This is a genomic window from Nonomuraea mangrovi (assembly GCF_042681425.1).
GTDB lineage: Bacteria > Actinomycetota > Actinomycetes > Streptosporangiales > Streptosporangiaceae > Nonomuraea > Nonomuraea mangrovi.
Genome location: NZ_JBHUFV010000054.1, coordinates 21,114 through 37,819, shown reverse-complemented (window position 1 = coordinate 37,819; position 16,706 = coordinate 21,114). Strand labels below are relative to the sequence as shown.

Annotated in this window: 16 protein-coding genes and 2 tRNA genes; 8 read left to right on the top strand and 10 right to left on the bottom strand. The window is 70.3% G+C overall.

The features are described 5' to 3' along the window. Window positions 1–101: 101 nt before the first annotated feature. From ACFSKW_RS36285 to htpX, 7 genes are all read left to right on the top strand, one after another. Window positions 102–1,199 carry a 4Fe-4S binding protein gene (locus ACFSKW_RS36285; protein WP_379577680.1) on the top strand — a complete coding sequence of 366 codons (1,098 nt, stop codon included), beginning with the start codon at window positions 102–104 and terminating at the stop codon, window positions 1,197–1,199. Then, the gene (locus ACFSKW_RS36280) at window positions 1,199–1,768 is read left to right on the top strand and encodes an NADH-quinone oxidoreductase subunit J family protein (RefSeq protein ID WP_379577678.1); all 570 of its coding nucleotides are present in this window, start codon (window positions 1,199–1,201) and stop codon (window positions 1,766–1,768) included. The genes ACFSKW_RS36285 and ACFSKW_RS36280 overlap by 1 nt, the downstream gene beginning before the upstream one ends. Further along, the gene (gene nuoK / locus ACFSKW_RS55020) at window positions 1,768–2,232 is read left to right on the top strand and encodes an NADH-quinone oxidoreductase subunit NuoK (RefSeq protein ID WP_435192856.1); all 465 of its coding nucleotides are present in this window, start codon (window positions 1,768–1,770) and stop codon (window positions 2,230–2,232) included. The genes ACFSKW_RS36280 and nuoK overlap by 1 nt, the downstream gene beginning before the upstream one ends. After that, the gene (locus ACFSKW_RS36270; protein WP_379577676.1) at window positions 2,229–4,265 is read left to right on the top strand and encodes an NADH-quinone oxidoreductase subunit 5 family protein; all 2,037 of its coding nucleotides are present in this window, start codon (window positions 2,229–2,231) and stop codon (window positions 4,263–4,265) included. Before nuoK ends, ACFSKW_RS36270 begins: the two co-directional genes overlap by 4 nt. Then, on the top strand, window positions 4,262–5,797 hold the full coding sequence (locus tag ACFSKW_RS36265; protein ID WP_379577674.1) for a complex I subunit 4 family protein: 1,536 nt from the start codon (window positions 4,262–4,264) through the stop codon (window positions 5,795–5,797). Before ACFSKW_RS36270 ends, ACFSKW_RS36265 begins: the two co-directional genes overlap by 4 nt. A 217-nt stretch (window positions 5,798–6,014) precedes the next feature. Further along, a complete protein-coding gene (locus ACFSKW_RS36260) occupies window positions 6,015–7,589 on the top strand; it encodes an NADH-quinone oxidoreductase subunit N (protein ID WP_379577672.1) in 1,575 nt (524 codons plus the stop codon). A 94-nt stretch (window positions 7,590–7,683) separates the two neighbouring features. Beyond that, window positions 7,684–8,535 carry a zinc metalloprotease HtpX gene (gene htpX / locus ACFSKW_RS36255; RefSeq protein ID WP_379577670.1) on the top strand — a complete coding sequence of 284 codons (852 nt, stop codon included), beginning with the start codon at window positions 7,684–7,686 and terminating at the stop codon, window positions 8,533–8,535. 49 nt (window positions 8,536–8,584) lie between these two features. Here htpX and ACFSKW_RS36250 read toward each other — a convergent pair whose 3' ends face one another. The 3 genes from ACFSKW_RS36250 to ACFSKW_RS36240 all read right to left on the bottom strand — a co-directional run bounded on the left by ACFSKW_RS36250 (window position 8,585) and on the right by ACFSKW_RS36240 (window position 11,962). Further along, window positions 8,585–9,142: a hypothetical protein gene (locus ACFSKW_RS36250; protein WP_379577668.1), complete on the bottom strand. Its 558-nt coding sequence runs from the start codon at window positions 9,140–9,142 to the stop codon at window positions 8,585–8,587. A 1,227-nt stretch (window positions 9,143–10,369) separates the two neighbouring features. Next, window positions 10,370–10,945, bottom strand: coding sequence for a pyridoxamine 5'-phosphate oxidase family protein (locus ACFSKW_RS36245; protein ID WP_379577666.1), 576 nt, complete (start codon window positions 10,943–10,945; stop codon window positions 10,370–10,372). An 18-nt stretch (window positions 10,946–10,963) separates the two neighbouring features. After that, the gene (locus ACFSKW_RS36240) at window positions 10,964–11,962 is read right to left on the bottom strand and encodes a TolB family protein (protein ID WP_379577664.1); all 999 of its coding nucleotides are present in this window, start codon (window positions 11,960–11,962) and stop codon (window positions 10,964–10,966) included. A gap of 64 nt (window positions 11,963–12,026) precedes the next feature. On the opposite strand from ACFSKW_RS36240, the gene ACFSKW_RS36235 reads away from it, so the two are divergent. Further along, window positions 12,027–13,514 (top strand): hypothetical protein, encoded by a 1,488-nt coding sequence (locus ACFSKW_RS36235; protein WP_379577663.1) that lies wholly within the window; start codon window positions 12,027–12,029, stop codon window positions 13,512–13,514. Window positions 13,515–13,716: 202 nt separating this feature from the next. Here ACFSKW_RS36235 and ACFSKW_RS36230 read toward each other — a convergent pair whose 3' ends face one another. From ACFSKW_RS36230 to ACFSKW_RS36200, 7 genes are all read right to left on the bottom strand, one after another. After that, on the bottom strand, window positions 13,717–14,145 hold the full coding sequence (locus ACFSKW_RS36230) for a MaoC family dehydratase (RefSeq protein WP_379577661.1): 429 nt from the start codon (window positions 14,143–14,145) through the stop codon (window positions 13,717–13,719). A gap of 1 nt (window position 14,146) precedes the next feature. After that, entirely contained in the window at window positions 14,147–14,596 is a 450-nt protein-coding gene (locus ACFSKW_RS36225; RefSeq protein ID WP_379577659.1) for a MaoC family dehydratase N-terminal domain-containing protein, read from the bottom strand. A gap of 466 nt (window positions 14,597–15,062) precedes the next feature. Next, window positions 15,063–15,227 carry a 50S ribosomal protein L33 gene (gene rpmG / locus ACFSKW_RS36220; protein ID WP_106397297.1) on the bottom strand — a complete coding sequence of 55 codons (165 nt, stop codon included), beginning with the start codon at window positions 15,225–15,227 and terminating at the stop codon, window positions 15,063–15,065. A 70-nt stretch (window positions 15,228–15,297) separates the two neighbouring features. After that, window positions 15,298–15,371: transfer RNA gene (locus ACFSKW_RS36215), tRNA-Met, on the bottom strand. 179 nt (window positions 15,372–15,550) lie between these two features. After that, window positions 15,551–15,623, bottom strand: a tRNA-Thr gene (locus ACFSKW_RS36210). Between the two features lie 51 nt (window positions 15,624–15,674). Then, window positions 15,675–15,875, bottom strand: a complete 201-nt coding sequence (locus ACFSKW_RS36205) for a transposase (RefSeq protein WP_379577656.1) — start codon at window positions 15,873–15,875, stop codon at window positions 15,675–15,677. Between the two features lie 358 nt (window positions 15,876–16,233). After that, window positions 16,234–16,677, bottom strand: coding sequence for a C40 family peptidase (locus ACFSKW_RS36200; RefSeq protein WP_379577655.1), 444 nt, complete (start codon window positions 16,675–16,677; stop codon window positions 16,234–16,236). Window positions 16,678–16,706: the final 29 nt, after the last annotated feature.

Genomic DNA, 16,706 nt, shown 5'->3' with positions numbered 1-16,706 from the left:
TGGTGCATTCACCTCCGACGCATAGTGCGACATGATGTTGAGCCATGGCACGGATACCTGGAGTGGGGCTGGTAAAGGGGCTTTCGGTCACCCTTCGCCACATGCTGCGCCGGTCCGTGACCCAGCAGTATCCCGAGGTCCACCCCGACCTTCCGCCCCGCAGCCGCGGTGTCATCGCGCTGGTGGAGGAGAACTGCACCTCCTGCATGCTGTGCGCCCGCGAGTGCCCCGACTGGTGCATCTACATCGACTCGCACAAGGAGACCCTGCCCGCGCCCGAGGGCGGCAGGGCCAGGCAGCGCAACGTGCTCGACAGGTTCGCGATCGACTTCGCGCTGTGCATGTACTGCGGGATCTGCATCGAGGTGTGCCCGTTCGACGCGCTGTTCTGGGCGCCGGAGTTCGAGTACGCCGAGGGGGACATCAGGAACCTCCTGCACGAGAAGGACAGGTTGGCCGGCTGGGTGGAGGCCGTGCCGCCGCCTCCCGCGCATGAGGTGGGGGCCGAACCGCCGAAGGAGCTCGCGGCTCCCGTCCGGCCCGCCCGTACGGCGGGCGCCGGCCGTACAGGCGAGAGTGCCGCCACGCCTGGCCGGGCGGAGAGGGGACCGGGCAGGGCCGACAGGCCCACCAGCACCGACGCTCCCACCAGCACCGACAGCTCCACCACTTCCGCCAGGCCCGCCAGGACCGAGGGACCCGCCAGGACCGCCAGAACCGAAGGACCCGCCAGGACCGCGCCGCCGGAGGGCGGGACGGCAGGCGCGGAGCCGGGGGAGACGCCGGCGGGCGCGCCTGTGGAAACGCCCGCCCGCGAAACAGCGGCGGCACAGCAGAGCGCCCCCGCGCCCGCTCAGGAGAAAGCGTCGGATAAGGCGGAGGAACCGTCCGAACCCAGCGCGACCGAACGGAGGCAGGCACGCGAGCCGCGCGCCCGCCCGACGCGGATGGGCAACGTTCGCGGCATCCGCCCCCCTGGCGCGCTGCCCGCGCGGGAGACCCCACAGCGCGGTTCATCCACAGGCCCGCAGCCTGACGAAGAGTTGTCCACAGGTTCGGGCGCGTCGCCGTCGCCGCCCGAATCGGAGGAGCAGACTTCTGCCACCGAGCCGCGCAGGCGACGGATGGCCGACCCGCGTTCCATCCGTCCGCCTGGCGGGCTGAAGCGTCACGAGACAGCGGAGCCCGAGGAGGACTAGTGACCGCGGCGGTGCCTTCTTACCTGTCCCCCACAGGGCAAGAGATCGTCTTTCTGCTCCTGGGTGCGGTGGCGGTCGGCTCGGCACTGCTCGTCGTGACCACGAGGCAGCTCGTGCACGCGGCCCTCTGGCTCGTGGTCTCCTTCGGCGCGCTCGCCGGGTGCTACCTCATGCTGACCGCCGAGTTCGTCGCGTGGGTCCAGGTGCTCATCTACGTCGGCGCGGTCGTGGTGCTGCTGCTGTTCGGCATCATGCTCACCCGCGCGCCCATCGGGAGGTCCGCCGACCTCGACAGCGGCAACAGGATCGTCGCCGCCGTGGTGGCGCTGGCGACGGCCGGCGTGCTGGTCGCGGTGGTCGTCGACGGCTTCCGCACCGCCTACACGCCGCTGGAGCCGGGCGGCGGGGCGGCGGGCGAGCTCGGCGCCAGCGTCTTCCGCACCTGGGTGCTGCCCTTCGAAGCGCTTTCGGTCCTGCTGCTCGCCGCGTTGATCGGAGCCATCGTGCTGTCGCGCACCGACATCAAGTCAGACGACGCCCCCCCGACCGTTGAGAGCGGGGGGCAGTAGTGCACATCGTCTACCCGGCCGTCGTCTCCGCGCTGCTCTTCTCCATCGGCGTGTACGGCGTGCTCGCCCGGCGCAACACCATCCTGGTGCTGATGTCGGTGGAGCTGATGCTCAACGCGGTCAACCTCAACCTGGTCGCCTTCGACGTCTGGCTCCGCGACAGGCTCCATGGCGGGCAGGTGCTCACCTTGTTCGTCATCGTGATCGCCGCCGCCGAGCTCGGGCTCGGGCTTGCCATCGTCCTGGCCGTCTACCGCAACCGGAAGACGGTCGACATCGACAGGCTCCGCGACCTGGCGGAGCAGGAATACGTGGTGGTCGCCGCCGAGCCCGACGCCCAGGAGCTGGCCGGGCGCGGGCCTGACGAGTCAGGTCCGGCCGGGGGAAGATCGCCGTCCACGGGCAACGGCGCGGCGGGGGCGGCCAGGCCAGGAGAGCGTGCGAGCCGAGGGAGCGCACAGTGAGCCGCACCTACCTCGACGCCTTCCCCGGGCTTGTCATCCTCCTGCCGTTCCTGGCGGCAGCCGCAGGGCTACTGCTCTCCCGCTGGCCCAGGGCCCGCGTCACCGGCGCCGGTGTGGCCGGGACCACGCCCGCTCCCGACCCGCGTACCGACGGCGGTGCGGCGGCCTCGGGCGATCTGCCCCACGGCCCGGCCGTCCACCCGGCCTTGGCGCCCGCGAACGCCAAGGCCAACCGCAGAGCCGCCTGGTTCGCGGTGCTTCCCACCGCCGTCTCGGCTGTGCTGGCCTGCTGGCTGGCGGCGAGCCAAGGTTTCGCCTTCTTCCAGCGCCTGGCTGAGGAGCGGCCGCAGGGCCAGGCCGTCAGCGCCGGCGCAGGCTACGGCACGATCGAGACCGGCGGCGTGCCCATCGCGCTGATCCTGCAGGCCGACCAGCTCTCCTCGATCATCGCCGTCCTGGTCACGATCGTCGCGCTCGCCGTCCAGATCTATTCGGTCGGCTACCTGAGAGACGACCCCCGCTACCCCTCCTACAGCGCGTTCATCAGCCTGTTCACCAGCGCGATGCTGCTGGTCGTCTACGCGGGCGACCTGCTGGTTCTCTACGTCGGCTGGGAGATCATGGGGCTCTGCTCCTACCTGCTGATCGGCCACTGGTGGGAGGACCGCGCCAACTCCCGGGCCGCGGTCAAGGCCTTCCTGGTCACCAGGCTCGGAGACGTAGGGTTCCTGTTCGGCATTTTCGTGCTCGGCCTGTCCGCCGGCAGCTTCAGGATCGACGACGTGATCGCGAAGGTGCCCGAGCTGCCGACCGGCACGGTCGTCACCGCGACGCTGCTGCTGCTGGCAGGCGTCGCGGGCAAGAGCGCGCAGGTGCCGCTGCACACCTGGCTGCCCGACGCGATGGCCGGCCCGACGCCGATCAGCGCGCTCATCCACGCCGCCACGATGGTCGCGGCCGGGATCTTCCTGGTGGCCAGGCTCTTCCCCGTGTTCCTCGCCGCCCCGCCCACCCTCGACGTCCTGGCGGTGCTCGCCGCCCTCGGCATGCTCGGAGCGGCGCTGGCCGCCCTCGCGCAGGACGACCTCAAACGGGTGCTGGCCTACTCCACCATCAGCCAGCTCGCCTACATGGCCGCCGCGCTCGCCGCGGGGTCCGACACCGCGGCGATCTTCCATCTGCTGACGCACGGGGCGTTCAAAGCGCTGCTCTTCCTGTGCGCGGGCGCGGTGATCCACCACGTCGGCTCCAACCTGATGAGCCAGATGGGCGGGCTACGCCGCGAACTGCCCGTCACGTTCGTGACCATGACGATCGGCTTCGCCGCCCTCATGGGCCTGCCGCCCGCCAGCGGGTTCTTCAGCAAGGACGGCGTGCTGGTCGCCGTCGAGCACGCGCTCGGCACCGGCGGGCTGACCGACGCCGCGGGCCTGCTCCTCTACGCGTGCGCGCTCGCGACGGTCGCCGTGACCGGTGCCTACGCCACCCGCGCGTGGCTGCGCACCTTCTTCGGCCGCGAACGACCCGTCGCGCTGCCCGAACCACAGCCGGGCACCGCCAACGTCGTCGACCCGCGCGAGGCGCCCCCCTCCATGCTCGGCCCGATCGTGGTGCTCGCCGTCCCCGCTCTGGGGCTGGGTGCCTTCGGCCTCGGCCACGTCAGCTGGGGCACCGCGGCGATCAGCGTCGCGCTCGCGCTGCTGGGCGCAGGAATCGTCTACGCGGCGTGGCGGGGTGACCCGCTGGCCGATCCCGCCAGGATCCTCGGCCCGCTCAGGGTGCCGAGCGAGCAGGCGTTCTACGTCGACACCGTCTACAGTGCGCTGTTCGTCCGGCCGGTGCTTGCCCTCGCCAGGCTCGTGGTGCGGGCCGACGAGAGGGTGGTCGACGGCGCGGTCCGCGGCTCGGGCCGTACCACCCAGGGGGCCTCTGGCCTGCTACGCCTGGCGCAGAACGGCAACGTGCAGCTCTACGTCAGCGGCGTGCTCGCGGGCATCCTGCTGATCGCGGTGGGGGCGGTGGTGTTCGGATGACCTGGTTGCCTCTCGCGCTGCTCGCGGTGCCGCTCCTCGGCGCCTGCGCGCTGCTGGCGCCCGCCACGGCGGACCGCCTTCGACCCATCGGCCTGTCCGTCTCGGGGTTCACACTCGCGCTGGCGGTGGTGCTCGCGGCGACCTTCGAGTACGGCCGGCCGGCTCAGCCCCAGTTCACGGTCGACCAGCCGTGGATTCCCGCCCTCGGCCTGCGCCTCCATCTGGGCGTCGACGGCATCTCGCTGCCCCTGGTCGTGCTCACGGCGTTGCTGACGTTCCTGTGCTTCGTCTACCTCTGCTGGAGTCCCGGCCGGCTGCCCGTCCGGCCGCGGGCGATGCTGTTCACGCTGTTCGTCCTCGAAGTCGGCATGCTCGGCACGTTCCTCGCGCTCGACCTGCTGCTGTTCTTCGTGTTCTTCGAGGTCGTGCTCATCCCGATGTACTTCCTGATCGCCATCTGGGGCGGCCAGGGCCGTCGGGCCGCCGCGATCAAGTTCATCCTCTACACGCTGCTCGGCTCCGTCGTGCTGCTGCTCGGCCTGCTGCTGATCTGGGCGCAGACCGGCACCCTCGACATCGTGGCCCTCTCGCAGGCTCACGGCGCAGGACTGTCGCGCTCGGTGCAGACCCTCGCCTTCGTCGCGATCGGCATCGGCCTCGCGGTCAAGACCCCGATGTGGCCGCTGCACACCTGGCTGCCCGACGCGCACACCGAGGCGCCCACCGTCGGCTCGGTGCTCCTCGCGGGCGTCCTGCTGAAGATGGGCACCTACGGCTTCGCCAGGATCGCCATCCCCGTGCTGCCCGAGGGCGCCGCCGCCGTCGCCCCGTGGCTGGGAGCGTTCGCCGTGGTCGGCATCATCTACGGGGCGCTGGCCTGTCTCGCCCAGAGCGACCTCAAACGGATGATCGCCTACTCCTCCATCGGTCACATGGGCTTCGTCCTGCTCGGCTTCGCCACGCTGACCACCGTCGGCGTCAACGGCGCCCTGTTCGCCAACGTCGCCCACGGCCTGATCACCGGCCTGCTGTTCTTCCTGGCAGGCGCCATCAAGGAGAGGTACGGCACCGCCGACATGCCCTCGCTCGGCGGCGGCATGCTCGCCCGCTACCCCCACCTCGGCGCGCTGCTCACCTTCGCCTGCATCGCCTCGCTGGGGCTGCCTGGCCTGGCCGGGTTCTGGGGCGAGATGCTGGCTCTCCTGGGCGCCTTCCAGCCGGCACCCGGGCTGCCCAGGGCCCTGTTCCTGGCGTTCATGGCGATCGGCGGGCTTGGCGCGGTGCTGACCGCCGCCTACTTCCTCACCATGCTGTCCAGGGTCACGCACGGCCGCCCGGCGGCGGTCCGCGCGGGGGGCGAGCACGGCACGGCCGTCGCCACGCTCGACCGGGACGGGCTCGACGTGCGCGGGTACGAACTCGTCGCGTGGGTGCCGCTCGTGGTGCTGACCCTCGTGTTCGGGCTCTGGCCGAAGGCGCTGCTGGCGCTGACCACGCCTGCCGTACAGATGCTCCTGGGAGGCACGCCATGATCGCCCTGTCCCTTCCTGCCCACCGGGTCTCGTCCGGAGCGGCTCCGGTCTGCTCGCATGGTGTCTCTTCGGCGCGCGGGACGTCGCCCGGCGTTCGTTCGGCTCGTGGGATGGGGGCTGGCGTTCGTTCGGCTCGCGGGACGTCGGCCGGCGTTCGTTCGGCTCGCGGGACGTCGGCCGGCGTTCGTTCGGCTCGCCAGGGGACGGCAGGCGCGTCATGACGCAGACGATCGACTACTTCGCCATCGCGCCGCCGCTGGTCCTGGCGCTGGTCGCGGGCCTCGTGCTGCTGCTCGACGCCTTCCTGCCGCGTTCGTCGTCGCTGCGGACGGCGCTCGGCCTCGTGTCGCTCGCCGGTGTCGTCGTCGCGTTCGGCTTCGTCATCGCGCAGGCCTTCGCGGGCCGGACACTGCGGACGTTCTGCGTCCCCGGTGACCTGGCGGGGCAGGGGCCCGCGCTCTGCTCGTTCGTGGTCGACAGGTTCACGCTCGTCCTCGCAGGGCTCGCGCTCGTCGCGGGAGCGATCGTGGTGCTGCTGTCGATGACCGAACTGGCGGGCGGCGGCATCCCCGTCGGCGAGTGGTACTTCCTGCTGCTCTGCACGCTGGTCGGAGCCACCACCCTCCCGGCCTCGCGCGACCTGATCATGCTGGTCGTCGCCCTCGAACTGGTGTCGCTGCCGGTCTTCGCGCTCACGGCGCTCAAACGCTACGACGGCAGGGCCTCCGAGGCCGCCGTCAAGCTCTTCCTCGTCTCCGTCGTGTCCACCGCGATCATGCTGTTCGGGGTCTCCCTGCTGTACGGCATGAGCGGCACCGTCCACCTCTCGCGCCTGGGCGAGGCTCTGGGCGCCACGGTGACGGCCGGAGCGCAAGGGACCGCCGGAGCGCAGGGGATCGCCGGGAGCGCCTACTTCTCGACGCTCGACATCGCCACGGACCTGCCCATGGTGGTGACCGTCGGTGTGGTGCTGGTGGTCGCCGGATTCGCCTTCAAGATCGCGGCGGTCCCGTTCCACGCCTGGGCGGGCGACGTCTACCAGGGCGCGCCGATCCCCGTGGCCGCGCTGCTCTCGGTCGTCTCCAAGGCGGCGGGCTTCGCCGGGCTCATCCTCGTCCTGCTGAGCGCTTTGCACGCCCAGGCGCCGACCTGGTCGCCGATGATCGCCGTCGTCTCCGCCCTCACGATGACGGTGGGCAACCTGCTGGCGATGCGCCAGCGCTCCGCCGTACGACTGCTGGCCTGGTCCTCCGTCGCGCAGTCCGGCTACATCCTCGCTCCGCTCGCCGTGCTCACCGAGGCGGGACAGCGCGGGCCTGCCGCCGGAGCGTCCGTGGCCTACCTGGTGTTCTACGCGGCCATGAACCTCGGCGCGTTCGCCGTCGTCATGCTCGTGTCCAGGAGCGATCCACGCAACGAGCTGGACGACTACCGCGGAATGGTGTTCAGGCGTCCGGCCGCCGCGCTGGCGCTCGCATTCAGCCTGATCTGCCTGGCCGGGCTCCCGCCGGGCCTGGCCGGTCTGTTCGCCAAGGTCGTCGTCTTCCGCGAGATCGTCAACGGCGGCCTCGGCTGGCTGGCCGTCGTCATGGCGATCAACACGGTCATCGGCCTGTACTACTACGTCGCGTGGACCGCCCGGCTCTTCACACCCACCGTCGAACCATCCGGCGACGCCCAGCTCCGCGGCGGCCGGCCGACGGCCGTGTGGGTGGCGGTCGGCGCCACGTTCGTCGTGGCGCTGCTGTTCTCCGTCGCCCCCCAACTGGTCCTCGGCATGGCCACGCTGTAACCCCTCCCCTCCCACAGGTCACCGTGACTGGGAACGCTGGACGCGGTCATCGACGTTGGTACAGGTGAGCCCACACCACGGAAGGGGGGAACCCTTGCATCACAACGGCCTGCGCACGGCGCTCCTGCTGGGGCTGCTCTCCGCGTTGATCGTCATGGTGGGGGCGTGGGTGGGCGGCGGCACAGGCGTCCTCTTCGCGGTCGCGGTGGCCCTGGTCGGCAACACCGTCGCCTACTTCTTCTCCGACCGCATCGCGTTGTCCGCCATGCGCGCCAGGCCCGTGAGCGAGGTCGAGCAGCCGACCCTCTACCGGATCGTGCGCGAGCTCTCCACCGAGTCGAGGCAGCCGATGCCACGGCTGTACATGTCGCCGACGGTCCAGCCGAACGCCTTCGCCACCGGGCGCAACCCCCGCAACGCGGTCGTGTGCGTGACGTACGGGCTGACGAAGCTGCTCGACGAGCGGGAACTGCGCGGAGTGATCGGGCACGAGCTGTCCCACGTCTACAACAGGGACATCCTGATCTCGTCCGTCGCCGGAGCACTGGCGACGATGATCACGTGGCTGAGCTACATGTCGGTGTTCTTCGGCGGCTCGGACGACGACGAGGGGCCCGGGTTCCTCGGGGCGGTGCTCATGATGCTGCTCGGACCGGTGGCGGCAGGCATGGTGCACATGGCGATCTCGCGCTCGCGGGAGTTCCAGGCCGACGAGTCGGGGGCGCGGCTGACGGGCGAGCCGCTCGCGTTGGCGTCGGCGCTGCGAAAGATCGAGATGGGAGCTCGGCGGCTGCCGTTGCCGGAGAACAGCCGGCTGGCGTCGGCGTCCCACATGATGATCGCCAACCCGTTCAGCGGGAGCGGGCTGGGCCGGATGTTCTCCACCCACCCGTCCACGGCGGAGCGCGTCGCCCGCCTGGAGCGCATGGCGGGCTACCGGCGCTGACCTCTGACGTGGGTGGCCGGGGGCGGGCCAAGGGATACCGGTAGGGCGGTCAGTCGCCGGCGAGATGAACGTCCCAGGTGTGCCGGCCGAGAGTGAACCGGTCCACGATGCGCGCCGAGCCGGTTCTCGCGCTGACCGAGCGTGCGACGTACGTGCGCGGCTCGTCGTAGGTCAGCAGGGTGAGGCGGGTGGAGGAGTCCCAGGTGAGCATGCGGGGCTCCTCAGGGGAAGAGACCTTCACACGTACGGGTGCCCGCGACTCCATCGCGTTGGCGGTGGCGTAGAACCGTACGACAACCCGCGAACCCTCGCGGGCGGCTCCGGCCAGCGTGGCGCCGTCGGGAGCCAGGGCGCTCCAGCCCGTGACCGTGACCCCACCCGACGGTACGGCGCCGCCAGGACGGTAGACGGCCGTCTCCTCCATGTCGAGCACCACCCGCAGCAGCCGCCCGTCGGGGCTGAACCCCTGCACGCCGACATACGCGGGAAGGGTCCATGCCTTGCCCGTGGCCACCTCGATGACGGAAGGGGTGCGTGTGGTGTTGAGGGTCGGATCGAGGACGAGGAAGCGGCCGTTCGGGCCTGTTCGTAGCTTGACGTCCGACATGCGAAGGCCGGAGGGGAGGCGGCCTGCGTCTCCTGGGACAGGGGTTCGCTTGCCCGACGCGACGTTGCGGACCACCAGGCGGCGGTCAGAAGCCGCGAAATAGGCGACATATCGGCCGTAAGGGTCGACAGCGATAGGAGCCCGCAGCGCCTCCTCACGTCCGTTGGCATCGAGCGAACGAACCTGAGCGTCGGGCAGGGCGACCGTCCCGCCGCCCCGCAACCACAACCGCCACGGACCGCAGACGCGCCGCTTGCCGTTCGCGCCCGGACAGGACGTCAACCCCGCATACCGAACGGCCCCGCGGCCGGCCCCTGGCGACGCGACCTCCGACGGAGCGCGTGATGCGGGAGACGTCGTAGCGGGAGACGCCGGGAAGGCCGCGTCTGGCAGCGCGGTGGATGCCGCAGGCCGCCGCGCAGGAAGTGCCCCGGTGGGCGGTGCAGCCGGAGCCGCGGCGCCCGATGCGTGAGACGCCGTAACAGGAGACGCCGTAGCGGGAGACGTGGGGAACGCCGCGCCGAGCCATGCGGCAGGCAGGGCGGCGGGCCGCGCAGGAAGCGTCTCAGCGGGCGGCGCAGTTGGGGGCACGGCCGGCGACGCGGGGGAGGGCGCAGCGGGAGACACGGGGATGGCCGCAGCGGGCGTCGCGGGCGCTGTGGCTGTGGCTGTGGCTGTGGCTGTGCCGGGTGGCGTGGTGCTGAGGAGGAGCGAGGCGGTGGCCAGGAGGGGGACGAGCATGGCGTCACCCTAACCACAGGGCCTACGCCGGGACCGGGTTTCTCTGCGGCTTCGACCGCTCGGGCGCAGCCGCCGAGGGGTCCGGAGGCGGCGGTGGATCACTTCGGCTCAGCCGCCGAGGGGGCGCGGGCGTCGGCTGGACGCCCAACCGCTGAGGGGCGGGAGCGACGGTGACCGGCTGGCCCCCTTGGCTCAGCCGCAGCGGGGGAGTAGGAAGCGGCCAGTGGGTGAGGGGGACCGACGGACACCGGCTGGACCCGCCTTGGCCCAGCCGCTGAAAGGCCCGACGGGTGGCTGCTGGGCCGTTTCCGGCTCAGCGAGTTGAGGGGTTCGATGGGTGGCTGCTGGGCCGTTTCCGGCTCAGCCGTTGAGGGGCTCGACGGGTGGCCGCTGGGCGGCTCCGACTCAGCCGCTGAAGGGGGGCGAGAGCCGGCCGGGCCCGAGCCGTCGAGGGGCGTCAGAGCGGGTGGTCGTGAGGGCGAGGTGTCAGGAGTGGGTGGATACGGGGTCGGTTTCCGCGGGGTGGAGGGCGGGGATGCCGTCGATGCTCTCCCTGTTGTTCTTGGCCCGGTATGCGCGCTTCTGCAGCACGTCCTTGCGTTCCGACCACTGGTCGAGCAGTGCGCGGTCCTCTTCGAAGGCCATGAAGGGTACGGCGTAGCCGCACGAGTCGGAGATCCGGTCGCAGCCGATCACGATGATCGACCGCACGCCTGGATGCGGTCCGAAGCGTGTGAGCAGGCCGGGGAACTCCGGGTCGCCGTGCGTGACGACGCGGCCGGTGCCGTACAGGCGGACGATCTTGGGTGGGCCCTGGAAGGCGCAGAACATCACCGTGATGCGGCCGTTCTCGCGCAGGTGGGCGATGGTCTCGACGCCGCTGCCGTCGAGGTCGAGGTAGGCGACGGTGAGATCGTCGAGGACGGCGAAGGTGTCGGCGTAGCCTTTGGGCGAGACGTTGACGTGCCCTCCGGATTCGGGGGCTGTGGCCACGAAATAGACCGGCTGCGCGGAAATAAACTCACGCAGCCGATCTGTGAGCTTTTCGTAGATTTTCGCCATAAATCACGATAACTGTGATCAGTCTCCAGGCAACCACCAGGTCCAGATGCCGGACTTGATGCGGAACGAGTCCCGCACCGCCGTGGCCCCCGTCTCGGCGTTGAGCGAGCGCCTGACGGCCTTGGAGGTGTTGCCCTCGGCATCGGACTGGAGCGTCCACAGGGTGACGTCGCCCGAGGTGTTCCACACGAGCTTGGTCGGCGACTCGCCCTTGGGGAGGCGCAGGGTGACGGCGTCGGAGACCGCGTCCGTGGACAGGTCGTAGGTGCGCAGCCGCGTCTTGCCGTTCGTCTGCGGGCTGACGATCACCAGCCCGACCGTGACGCCGTCGTCGGCCAGCCCGATCGGCGCGTTGTTCGCCACGACCTGCGGTACGACCCTGCTCTGCACTTCCGTGCCCGACTCGTCGTAGACGGCCAGCTCCGTGGTGTTGTCGTCGGTGCCGCGCGTGGTGAGCAGGTGCGAGCCGTCGGGGCTGAAGCCCTGAACGGTCTCGTTGCCGGGGATCCGGTGGACGGCGTCGGTCTTGAGGTCGACCAGCAGCGAAGGGAGCTTGGCGTCGTCGTCGTAGTAGTCCATGACGACACGGCGGCCGTCGGGGGAGAAGGTGGGATCGACGTTCAGCATGCCGACGTTCTTGGGCGCCACCGCCGCCTTGCCCGGCAGTACCTTGACCGAGCCCGAAGCCATGTCGCGGACGACGAACGTGCGGTCGCTCGCGCGGAAGTAGCCGACGAACCGGCCGTCGCCGCTGATCGAGATCGGCGCGCTCGACTCCTTGTCGATCTTCCCGCCCGCCGCGGTGGGGTAGACGACCGCGTCCTTGAGCTGGACGTCCTTGCCCCCGCTCAGCGCGAGATGCCACGGGCCGCACGGGACGGAGTAGTCCTTCTTGGCACAGGCGCCGACCCATCCGTACCTGACCTCGGTCTTCGCCGCGGCCTGGGCAGGCGTGACCATCAGTGCCGAGGCGGCGGTAGCCACGGCGAGCAGCGCGAACCCGCGAGAACGGTTCATCGTTCTTCCTTTCGTCACAGGGTAGATGCGCCGGGCCGCCGAAAGGTTGCGTAACAATCAGGCCATGGTCGTTCAGAACGGATTACGCCTGCGCATGACCCAGGCCGAACGCAGGCTCTGGCGAGCGTTCCATGCGGGCACGCAGGTTCAGCTGGGGGACAATCCGGTCGGCATCGGCCGTACCGCGGGGGAGAACGCGCCCGCCGACGGCGCGACGTGGGGCCCCGAGCGGACGGTCAGGGCGCAGGTGATCGTGGCGCTGCTGCTCGGCGCGCGCGAGCCGGGGGTGGGCAGCGTGCCCGCCGTACGGCTGCGCGGCGCGAGGATCACCGGACGTCTGGAGCTGCGCGGCGGCAACGTGGAGTACGAACTGGCGCTGAGCGGCTGCTATCTCGACGAGGCGCCCGACTTCGGCGGAAGCGTCACCAGGACGATGCGTTTCACCGATTGCCACATGCCCGGCTTCAGCGGTGGCGGCATGCGCGTCGCCGGACACCTCAGCCTGTCGGGGGCGCATGTCACCGGCACCGTACGGCTGGCCCGCGCGACGTTCGAGAACGGCCTGTGGATGGGCGGCACCAAGATCGACGGAGGCGTGTACACGGGCGCGCTCACCGTCGACGCCGGCTACTACCTGGAGAACGCCGAGGTCACCGGCGGGCTCAGGCTGGTCGGCGCGCGGCTGAACGGCGGCCTGTTCATGAACGGCGCGACCCTCACCAACCCGGGCGCCGATGCGCTGACCGCCGACAGCATGGTCGTCGAGGACGTCATGCAGGCCGGCAAGGGGTTCACCGCGCTCGGCTGCGTCAGGCTGCGCGGCGCGCGCGTCAACGGCAGCCTGTCGATCAACGGCGTCCTGCGCAGCCCCGACACCCCGTACGCGCTGCACGCCAGCCACCTCGAGGCGCGCGAGGTCCACCTGAAGTACGCCGAGCCGGTCGACGGGGTCGTCAGCCTCGCCCACTCCCGCATCGGCACCCTGAGTGACGACCCTGACACCTGGCCGGAAAGGCTCCGGCTGAACGGCCTCGTCTACGAAACGCTGCGTGGCGGCGGCGTCGGCCGCCGGGTCGAGTGGATCGAGCGTGACCCGTACGGGTTCCTGCCGCAGCCGTACGAGCAGCTCGCCGCCTGGTACCTGCGCGACGGCAACGACACGCTCGCCCGCCGCACCCTGCTGGCCAAGCAACGCGCCCGCCGCCGCACGTTCAGCGCCGGAGGGCGGCTGTGGGGCCGCCTGCTCGACATCACCGTCGGGTACGGCTACCGCCCTTGGCTGGCGGCGCTGTGGTTCGGGCTGCTGCTGGTGGTGGGGACCGTGGTGTACGGCCTGGTGCCGCCCAGGGCGTTGAAACCGGCCGAGAGCCCGGCGTTCGAGTCCTTCGCCTACACCTTCGACCTGCTGCTGCCGTTCCCCACCTTCGGGCAGCGCGAGCTGTTCGACCCGGCGGGATGGACACAGGGGCTGGCCTACGCGTTGATCGCCTCCGGCTGGATCCTGGCGACGGCACTGATCGCGGGCGCCACCCGGGTCCTGCGCCCGTCGTGACCCGGGTCCGTCGTGATCCGGGCCGGTCGTGACCTGGGCCGGTCGTGACCTGGGCCGGTCGTGACCTGGGCCGGTCGTGACCTGGGCCGGTCGTGACCTGGGCCGGTCGTGACCTGGGCCGGTCGTGACCTGGGCCCGTCGTGACCTGGGCCCGTCGTGATCCGGGTCTCGCCGTGACCTGGGGTCAACCGGGTCACGGCGATCAGACGAGCTGGACGATCGCCCTGGCCTTGGACAGCACGCGCGTGTCGCCGGTCTTGGCGGTCAGTCCGATGACCACCCGCTTGTCCTCCAGCTTCTCCTCCACGACGCCGCTGACGGTGAGCGTCGCGCCCGTGTCGTCGTCGGGGACGACGACCATCGAGGAGAAGCGGACCCCGTAGTCGACGACCGCGCCCGGATCGCCCGCCCAGTCGGTGACGAAGCGGCCGCCCTGCGCCATGGTGAACATGCCGTGCGCGATGACGTCCGGCAGGCCGACCGTCTTGGCGAAGCGCTCGTTCCAGTGGATGGGGTTGAAGTCGCCCGACGCGCCCGCGTACATCACCAGGTTGACGCGGCGGACCTGGTAGTCGACGGCGGGAAGTTCCTGGCCGACCTCGACCTCGTCGTACTTCACCGTGGCAGCCATCTCAGCCCGCCCCTCCGCGCTCGACGATCGTGTTGTAGGTGGTGCAGACCGGCTCGCCGGTCACCGTCGTGACGTCGCTTCTGATCGTCAGCAGCTCGTTACGGCCGGCGCTACGGATCTCGGTGATCGTCGAGGTCGTGACGAGCTCGTCGCCCGGGTAGATCGGGCGGGTGTACTCGAAGCGCTGCTCGCCGTGGACCACCATGGCGAAGTTGAGGCCGAGGTCGGGGTCGCCGAGGGCGTCGCCGCCGCTCTGCAGGCTGAACACGATGGGGAAGGTCGGCGGGGCGACCACGTCGGGATGCCCGGCGGCCTGCGCGGCGTCCCTGTCCCTGTAGATGGGATTGTTGTCACCGATAGCCGCGGCGAACTCCTTGATCTTCACCCGGCTGACCTCGTACGAGGTGGTGGACTTGTACGTCCGTCCCACGAAATCACGGTTCAAGGCCATCAGTGCCCGTGCTCCTTAGATGCGTTCTGGGCTGTTGAGCCGACGGTAACAGAACAACATTCGGCTGTCGCTGGTGGATTTCCCTGGGAACGACGAACGGCGCCCTCCGAGGAGGACGCCGTTTGTTCGGTTGCGTCAGGAGCGCCGGGCGGTGAGCCCGGTCACCGTCTGCCGTGCCGTGCGTCTGGGCTGGACTTCCGAACCCCAGCGCGGCTGCCCCTTTCAGGGATCACCGGCGACCCGGCGAGGCCTCGCGGTGCGCCTGGTGACGGCGGCTAGCGGGTCTCGCGGTGCTCGCGGTGCGCCTGGTGGCAGCGGCCCGATTCCGGGGACACAGTGGGCAGTACTTCTGGTGTAGCGCCCACTGGCGCGGATCTAGCGGGTCTCGCGGTGCGCCTGGTGGCAGCGGCCCGATTCCGGGGACACAGTGGGCAGTACTTCTGGTGTAGCGCCCACTGGCGCGGATCTAGCGGGTCTCGCGGTGCGCCTGGTGGCAGCGGCAGTTGGGGCAGTACTTCTTCAGCTCAAGCCGATCCGGGTCGTTACGCCGGTTCTTCCGCGTGATGTAGTTGCGGTGCTTGCACTCCTGGCAGGCCAGCGTGATCTTCGGCCTAACGTCGGTGGCAGCCACGTGGGAGTGCCTTTCTACGTTTGGGACTGGGACACACCCGTGCCCGAGCGTTGGACTCGGGTTTGGGTAGTAGCGGAGGCCGGACTTGAACCGGCGACACAACGATTATGAGCCGTTTGCTCTGCCTGACTGAGCTACTCCGCCTTGCTGCCGGTCGAAACTCCCGGCCAGTGAAGGATACCCGACCCTCGGAGTAGTCACGAACATGCCACGACTTCACCGGGTCGAGTGAGGTGCTTCCCAGTATGCCTCAGGAACCCCCCGCACCTGAAATCCATACAAGAAACGCCCGACCTCAGGGAGGAGCGGGCGTTCGCACTCGGAGCCCCCAAACGGAATCGAACCGTTGACCTTCTCCTTACCATGGAGACGCTCTGCCGACTGAGCTATAGGGGCCTGTCCGTCTCGCCTCTCGGCGCTGCGGACAGGTGTAACCATACACGGCACTCAGCGATGATGCGAACTCGTTCGACCAGCGAAGTCGACCACCTCGCACAGATCCGCGAGATCCACGTGCATCGCGACCGCTTCGACCGAAAAGCAGTCGGCCACGAGCCAGCCGTTCCTCCGGATGCGGAGAACCTGCTGCCCCGCGCGCACCGCGGGAACGATCTCCAGCCCCTCCGGGCCCACCCAGCGCCTGTCCATAGCGGCACAGAGTAGACCTCAGGTCTCTCATTTTTCGGTAGGTGACACCCGTTACAGCCATACCAAGTCGGTACATGTCGTACCGAAGCCGCGAAACGCCTGCGTGCGACCTCCGTGGCCACCCTGCCGCCCCGCGACACGCGGGCATGCGGGCAGGCGGGAAGGGGTCGGCGCGTGGCCCGCGCCCTGACCCGTGCGGCGAGGCGACGCGGGTGACAGGCGCGTGGGACATCGGAGGAGGTGCTCGCGAGCGGTACGCGAAGGCGGCGTGCGAGAGCGCGTGGGACATCGGAGGAGGTGCTCGCGAGCGGCACGCGAAGGCGCCGTGCGAGAAGGGGGTGCGGCAGTGGCGGGCTGTTCAGAAGCGGTAGTAGCCGACGAGGTCGTCGCGGCGGTCGACGTCGTCCACGCGTACGACGGCCCCCGTCTCGGGGGCGTTCATCATGCGCCCGCTCCCGATGTAGATCCCCACGTGCTTGGTGCGCGGCCTGCCGAAGAACACCAGGTCCCCGGGCTTGGGCTCCTCGACTCTACGCATCCTCCGCAGATGCTCGTCGGTGTTCCCCGGGCCGAGCACGTCCTCTCCGTACGCCCGCGCGTACACCGCGCGCGCCAGCCCCGAGCAGTCCAGCCCCCGCGTCCGCTTCGCCGGACAGGGTTTGATCTTGCCGGTGTACCCCTGGCACGTTCCAGTCGACGGCCCCGGGTCCTCCTTGTGCCCGCCGCCCCACGAGTACGGGATGCCCTGGTAGAGGTAGGCCAGCAGCACGATGCGCGGCATGGCGAGCTGGCGGAGCGGCATGGACGCCGGCACCGCCAGGAGAAGGACGG

Bases quoted from the DNA above. Each gene is read 5' to 3' on its own strand.
- ACFSKW_RS36285 (WP_379577680.1), top strand. From the start codon at position 102: ATGCTGCGCCGGTCCGTGACCCAGCAGTATCCCGAGGTCCACCCCGAC.
- ACFSKW_RS36265 (WP_379577674.1), top strand. From the start codon at position 4,262: ATGACCTGGTTGCCTCTCGCGCTGCTCGCGGTGCCGCTCCTCGGCGCC.
- ACFSKW_RS36260 (WP_379577672.1), top strand. From the start codon at position 6,015: ATGACGCAGACGATCGACTACTTCGCCATCGCGCCGCCGCTGGTCCTG.
- ACFSKW_RS36250 (WP_379577668.1), bottom strand. From the start codon at position 9,142: ATGTCGGACGTCAAGCTACGAACAGGCCCGAACGGCCGCTTCCTCGTC.
- ACFSKW_RS36245 (WP_379577666.1), bottom strand. From the start codon at position 10,945: ATGGCGAAAATCTACGAAAAGCTCACAGATCGGCTGCGTGAGTTTATT.
- ACFSKW_RS36240 (WP_379577664.1), bottom strand. From the start codon at position 11,962: ATGAACCGTTCTCGCGGGTTCGCGCTGCTCGCCGTGGCTACCGCCGCC.
- ACFSKW_RS36235 (WP_379577663.1), top strand. From the start codon at position 12,027: ATGGTCGTTCAGAACGGATTACGCCTGCGCATGACCCAGGCCGAACGC.
- ACFSKW_RS36230 (WP_379577661.1), bottom strand. From the start codon at position 14,145: ATGGCTGCCACGGTGAAGTACGACGAGGTCGAGGTCGGCCAGGAACTT.
- ACFSKW_RS36225 (WP_379577659.1), bottom strand. From the start codon at position 14,596: ATGGCCTTGAACCGTGATTTCGTGGGACGGACGTACAAGTCCACCACC.
- ACFSKW_RS36205 (WP_379577656.1), bottom strand. From the start codon at position 15,875: ATGGACAGGCGCTGGGTGGGCCCGGAGGGGCTGGAGATCGTTCCCGCG.
- ACFSKW_RS36200 (WP_379577655.1), bottom strand. From the start codon at position 16,677: ATGCCGCTCCGCCAGCTCGCCATGCCGCGCATCGTGCTGCTGGCCTAC.